Here is a 5,489-nt window from a genome sequence, read left to right as displayed (position 1 = left end):
AATTAATAAATATATTACTTTTAATATATAATTATATTAAGTATTTAGTAAGTTTATATACTTATTAATAATCTTGCTTATGTTGCGGAACGACAAGCATTTTGGTACGCAAAGCACCCGAAACCTCGCACTCCCAACGTTGTTGATAGCACGGGGTTTCGGCTTAATGTTTGTGTTCCGCAGTGGTAGTTTTTTATTGGTTGTATTTGTTGCAACAAATACAACCAATAAAAAACTACCTAGTTCCTTTTTCTTTTTGCCCGCGCCCTTAAAAGAAAAAAACGAACCGAAAAAAGAAAAAACCCCACCCTGTTGGTATGACAAAAGTGGTTGGTAAGGAGGTGATATTATGGGTGAGTTAGAAAAAATATTGATTATGATAAATCGTTGAGGATATTTGAATTTAGAACAAACAGCTTTGCTACTAAATAAAAATATTAAAACAATTCAATTGCAAAAAGAACAATTAGTAAAATTAAAAATGTTGAATGTGGACACGCTACCGAAGAAAAACTATTATACTTTAACTAGTAAAGCACAAAGTCATTTAGGACGAGTTCATAAAAAAAGTATTAAAGTCAATTACTATGAATTACAGCACCAAGATATGTTAATCAAATGACTTGTCGCACAGAATGATATTGAGCATTATCAAACCGAGCGAGAGTTAAAAATGGAAAACGCAAATTTGAATGTTTATCCTGATTTAATTATCACCAAAAATGATGATAGCGAAATCTATGTTGAATTTGAACGCACTCGCAAGTCACCCGACCGGTTTAGAACGAAATTAATTAACTTGCGAGAGTGACTTATTGCGGGTGGTAAAATTCACTGAATTACCCCCACTCAGACGCTCGCTCACTGAATTGAAAAACAAATCAATATTATTGGTGCTTATCCGTCGCAACATACTTACGAAATTTGAAATAAAGCATAATAAAAACAGCATGTGCTGTTTTTATTAAACATAAATAAATTTATATATTTATTTTATTAAATTTTTTGTGGTGCTATTCATTCTAAAGTACCATCTTTTGTATTTATGTTATTTTTTTCTTTTAGTTCTTTTAATTCTTCGGGTGTATATTCTACTATTTTATTACAAGCAACTAAACTTGTTGTACTTGTTCCGATTAAAGTGATTACACCTAAAATACTTAATATTTTTTTCATATTTATCCTTTTTACTTTTTGTATATTGTAAACCAAATGCAAAACTTTTATATGGCGTTTTGTAAATACAAACGGCAAATTTATATCTTGTTGAGTTAATGAAAATTTAATTATGAAATACCGCACTTTTTAATATGTATATTGTAAACCAAATGCAACACTTTATGAAAAATAAAGTGTTGCATTTGGTTTACAATATACATATTAAAAAGTGCGGTATTTCATAATTAAATTTGACATTTTTTCTATAACCCTTCTTATCACAAAAATTTATATAATAAAATTGATTATAGGTTGTTTATATCAACCTATTTAAATTATAAAACTATAATAAAGTTTTGTCAATTAATATCTTAGAGTGCTAAAATATTTTTAAATAAAAATATAGGGGTGATATGTGATGTTTGACTTAAATTGAAATGATTTATGTTTATGTATTAAATTAAAATATTATTACATAGAAAATAATACAAAAATTAAACCTTGATTTCTTGGCCATAAAAATCAAATTACAGAAAAACAAAAAACATATATTAAAAATTTGTTTTATCAGTATTATGTTCCGTGTTCGGAACGACAATTTGAATATTTTGAAAATAAACTAAATGAATTAAATACTCGCAATTCTAGTGAAATTATTAACGGTTTACTACAAAAATATAGGCAATTGATTAGTATTCTTGTAAAATATTTAGAGCAATTTAAACCGAATAATTTAACATAGTACACTACACATAAAACCCTTATTTTTGGACTTGTCAAGAAAAATGGATAATAAAAAAGAACTTTATGAATGAAGTCTGTACTCAACAGGGCTCATTCCTTTTAATTTTGTTAAAGGACGATAATTATTATAAAAATTTACATAATTATGTGTAACTTTCATTAAAATTTCTTTTGTTCTGTTGCTTTTAGGAATTAAATTTAAACATTCATATTTATAAGATTTAAATCATGTTTCACAATAACCATTATCAGGAGGATTACCTTTCCGAGACATTGACATTCACATGTTTAATTGACCAGTTAAAATATTTCATTCTTGTTTAATATACTGAATACCATGATCACTATGAATTATTACATTTTTAGGTTTATTTCTTTTAATTCAAGCGTTTGTAAGACTTTGAAAAACAAAACCATTGCTAAAATTAGATGAAATATCTCAATCAATAATTTCACCATTATGAATATCACGTATTATTGTTGAATAAAATGGTTTATTACTAGTAAGTAAATATGTTATATCAGTAACTCAAACTTGATTAATCTCAGTGGTATAAAAATTACGTTTAAGTTTCCCATCTTTATTAGTTTTTAATAATAAATTTGCTGTTTTACTATCTTCAGTAGATTCAGGATATTTGAATTTAGTTTTCTTATTAATTACCGATTTAATTCCTAAATTTTTCATATATCGATAAACAATGTGCTCTGCCAGATTTAGATTTCACATTTTATTTATTAATTTTGTTAGTAAACGATAACCATATTTTTGCTTATAAAATAAATATGTTAACTTAATAATTCATGCTAAAGTCTTATCTCATTTGTTAAATTTAGAATAACCTAATTTAATTCAATTATAAAATCCGGAATAGCTTATTTCTAAAATTTTGCACATTCATTTGACATTATATTTGCGTCGTAAATCACAAATAATTCTAAATTTCTTCTTTTTCGATAAGACAACAAACTTTTTTATGTCTTTTGATAAATTAATATATTCAATTAATTTTTATCGTGACATTAAATTTATATCAACATTTTTTTCTCTTCTTGGTTTATATTTATGTATTGTTGCTTGTTTGCCGTTTCCCCATTCTAAACCATATTCCCCATGTTTTTTAAATTCACTTCGTCATCGAATAATTGTAGTATAGTTAATATTAAATTTTTTGATTGTTTTATTAATTCCATATTTATTTGAATATTTAATTGCTTTAATTTTTTCTTCTTTACTTCATTGTCTAGCCATAAAAAATAAACATCTCCTTTAAAATAATTTAACAAATAATAACTCATTTTGAGTTCTTTTTTTGTGTCTATTTTATTATAGATGTTCATTTATAAGGGTTTTTTGTTGCTTGTTTTGTTATTGTCGTTTGTGGCGCATCGAACGTTATTTTCGCGGGAAAATGGTAATAAAATTAATATATATTAATTTTTAATTTATAACATTTATAATATAAATGAAATTTATGTTATAAATTAAAAAAAATCAATATATATATTGACTTTTTAAATACTTGTGTTATAAATGTTATACATAACATTTATGTTATAAATAAAATGAAGAGGTGAAAAAATGCCGCAAGTAAAAAAAATCAAAAATAATTTATTAGAAGATGAAAATATTACAAAAAGTGATATTGGAAATTTTGTTTCATTTAAAGGAACTAAAATTAAAAAAAATATTAATTATCAAAATATTTTGCCTCCGATGACTTGTGATGTTGAATTAGTTCAAAAATTTAGAAATTTAGCAAAAAAGAAACAGTGAACGAATACAACCCTTATGAATAATATTTTAAGAAATTATTTTGATAGATTGGAGAATAGTAAAAATGAAGATGATTAGTTTTTGTAATAAAAAAGGTGGAGTCGGCAAAACAACCCTTTGCAAAAACGTTGCCTATAAGTTTGCACTTGATGGGGCAAAGGTGTTGTTGATTGACCTTGATCCGCAAGCGACCCTAACATTACAGTCAGCGAAAAAAAATATAGAAAATAATAATTCCATAGTTGATTTAATTAGTAGTAAAAATGCATCTAAATTTATTAAAATTAACAATATAATAATTAAATCAAAATATAAAAATATTGATATTATAATGGGCAATGAAAGTTTATCAACTGTTTCGGCTTTATTAAATACTGTTTATTCAGAAAAAGAAAAATATTTATTATCTGATATGATTTATCAATCAAACGAAGATATATTTAATGGTTATGATTATGTGTTGATTGACTATCCACCAACAATAAATGAATTATCTGTAAGTTTTTTAATGTTATCTGATTTAATAATTGTACCCATAAATGACGGAATAAACAGTGTTAAAGGAGTATTAGATTTAAAAAATACTTTAAATAATTTTTGTAGATTAATAAATAAAAATGTACCATTAATAAATATTATTTTTAATCAAGTAAAAGATAATAATAATTTATTGGATATTAAAAGTGTACTAAAAGAAAATAATTTAGATACAAATTTATCAAGAACAATGATTGTATATTCTGATACATATAAAACTATTGAAAATTAATTTAATAGCATTTGGGAAAATCCATATTATTGACGACAGAAACAAGCCTATGAAGAACTAATCAAGCAAATCAAATAAAGGAGAAAAAATTAAGATATGTTATTAACAGAGATAACAAAATTCCAAGCAATTTGAGATAAAATAATTTCCGTTGGAATGCCTTCAACAATTGGAATCATTGTTATAATTATAGTAATTTTAATAATAAAATATATTAAAATTAAACGTATTATTTATACTTTTATTTTTTTAGGAATAATAGTTTTAATTTGTCTTGCGATTTGATATTTCAAAGATGACATTATAGGAATATTACCAAATCAAATAAAATAAAAACGTTGGTAGTATAATTATATTGTAAATTATAACTTTGTGTTATAATTTGCTTACCAAGATATTTATATCTTTGGTATTAGTTAAATTCCTATGCTACTAAATATCAACTAATAAAATATCAACCTTTACATTTTTATCTCATCTTAGCAAAATAAAAAAACTATAAACAATATTGTTTATAGTGATATAATATTTATGTAATTAAATATTTTTAATAAAATTAGTGATAGTAATTTATCGGAAAATAAATTACTATCGTGGAAACACTAGTTAACACCTAGCGTTTCCACAGACAATTTTAACATATTTTACTGGGGTATTTTGTTTATTATACGATTGTGAAATATGTTAGAAATTGCTTGTGGGAATAGTGCGGTGGTGCTATTCTCTTTTTTTTATTAAAAAGAGAATTCAGAAAGGAAATAACGAAATGAAAAAGTTACTAAGTATATTAACCATAACTACGCTAACAGCAAGCGTTCCTGCTCCATTGCTTGCCAACACAGTACAAACCCGTGTCAAACGCGATGTTAGTCCTTTGTCATCTAATTCAAACAACGCCTACCTACCAATAAATAAAATAAACGGAGTTAATGATAAAGTTCAATCAATTTCAGTTGACAGTAAAAACAATGTCTATTTTGGTACAAACAATGGTCTTTATGTGTTGAAACAAGGGGAAACCACACCAACCAAAATAADTKK

The 5,489-nt window shown here is 24.8% G+C and carries 8 protein-coding genes and 1 pseudogene; 6 read left to right on the top strand and 3 right to left on the bottom strand.

The features are described 5' to 3' along the window. Positions 1-349: 349 nt before the first annotated feature. Positions 350-940: a hypothetical protein gene (locus EHV01_RS02960; RefSeq protein ID WP_422066135.1), complete on the top strand. Its 591-nt coding sequence runs from the start codon at positions 350-352 to the stop codon at positions 938-940. 56 nt (positions 941-996) lie between these two features. Here the strand turns inward: EHV01_RS02960 and EHV01_RS02955 are convergent, their stop codons facing one another. After that, the gene (locus EHV01_RS02955; RefSeq protein WP_422066134.1) at positions 997-1,176 is read right to left on the bottom strand and encodes a lipoprotein; all 180 of its coding nucleotides are present in this window, start codon (positions 1,174-1,176) and stop codon (positions 997-999) included. A gap of 400 nt (positions 1,177-1,576) precedes the next feature. On the opposite strand from EHV01_RS02955, the gene EHV01_RS02950 reads away from it, so the two are divergent. Then, positions 1,577-1,900, top strand: a complete 324-nt coding sequence (locus tag EHV01_RS02950) for a hypothetical protein (RefSeq protein WP_422066133.1) — start codon at positions 1,577-1,579, stop codon at positions 1,898-1,900. Between the two features lie 63 nt (positions 1,901-1,963). Here the strand turns inward: EHV01_RS02950 and EHV01_RS02945 are convergent, their stop codons facing one another. Together EHV01_RS02945 and EHV01_RS02940 are read right to left on the bottom strand one after the other, a co-directional pair. Next, positions 1,964-2,800 carry an IS3 family transposase gene (locus EHV01_RS02945; protein WP_422066132.1) on the bottom strand — a complete coding sequence of 279 codons (837 nt, stop codon included), beginning with the start codon at positions 2,798-2,800 and terminating at the stop codon, positions 1,964-1,966. A gap of 114 nt (positions 2,801-2,914) precedes the next feature. Next, entirely contained in the window at positions 2,915-3,154 is a 240-nt protein-coding gene (locus EHV01_RS02940) for a hypothetical protein (RefSeq protein ID WP_422066131.1), read from the bottom strand. A 330-nt stretch (positions 3,155-3,484) separates the two neighbouring features. Between EHV01_RS02940 and EHV01_RS02935 the strand changes: the two genes are divergently transcribed. From EHV01_RS02935 to EHV01_RS02920, 4 genes and pseudogenes are all read left to right on the top strand, one after another. Beyond that, the gene (locus EHV01_RS02935) at positions 3,485-3,757 is read left to right on the top strand and encodes a hypothetical protein (protein WP_422066130.1); all 273 of its coding nucleotides are present in this window, start codon (positions 3,485-3,487) and stop codon (positions 3,755-3,757) included. Further along, positions 3,744-4,448, top strand: coding sequence for a ParA family protein (locus EHV01_RS02930; RefSeq protein WP_422066129.1), 705 nt, complete (start codon positions 3,744-3,746; stop codon positions 4,446-4,448). Before EHV01_RS02935 ends, EHV01_RS02930 begins: the two co-directional genes overlap by 14 nt. A 96-nt stretch (positions 4,449-4,544) precedes the next feature. Beyond that, positions 4,545-4,781 (top strand): hypothetical protein, encoded by a 237-nt coding sequence (locus EHV01_RS02925; RefSeq protein WP_422066128.1) that lies wholly within the window; start codon positions 4,545-4,547, stop codon positions 4,779-4,781. A 433-nt stretch (positions 4,782-5,214) separates the two neighbouring features. Next, positions 5,215-5,489 (top strand): annotated as a pseudogene (locus EHV01_RS02920) (hypothetical protein); the annotation flags it as partial.

Source organism: Spiroplasma sp. hy2, from assembly GCF_044714365.1.
GTDB lineage: Bacteria > Bacillota_I > Bacilli_A > Mycoplasmatales > Mycoplasmataceae > Spiroplasma > Spiroplasma phoeniceum.
This window is presented reverse-complemented; position numbering and strand designations above follow the sequence as displayed.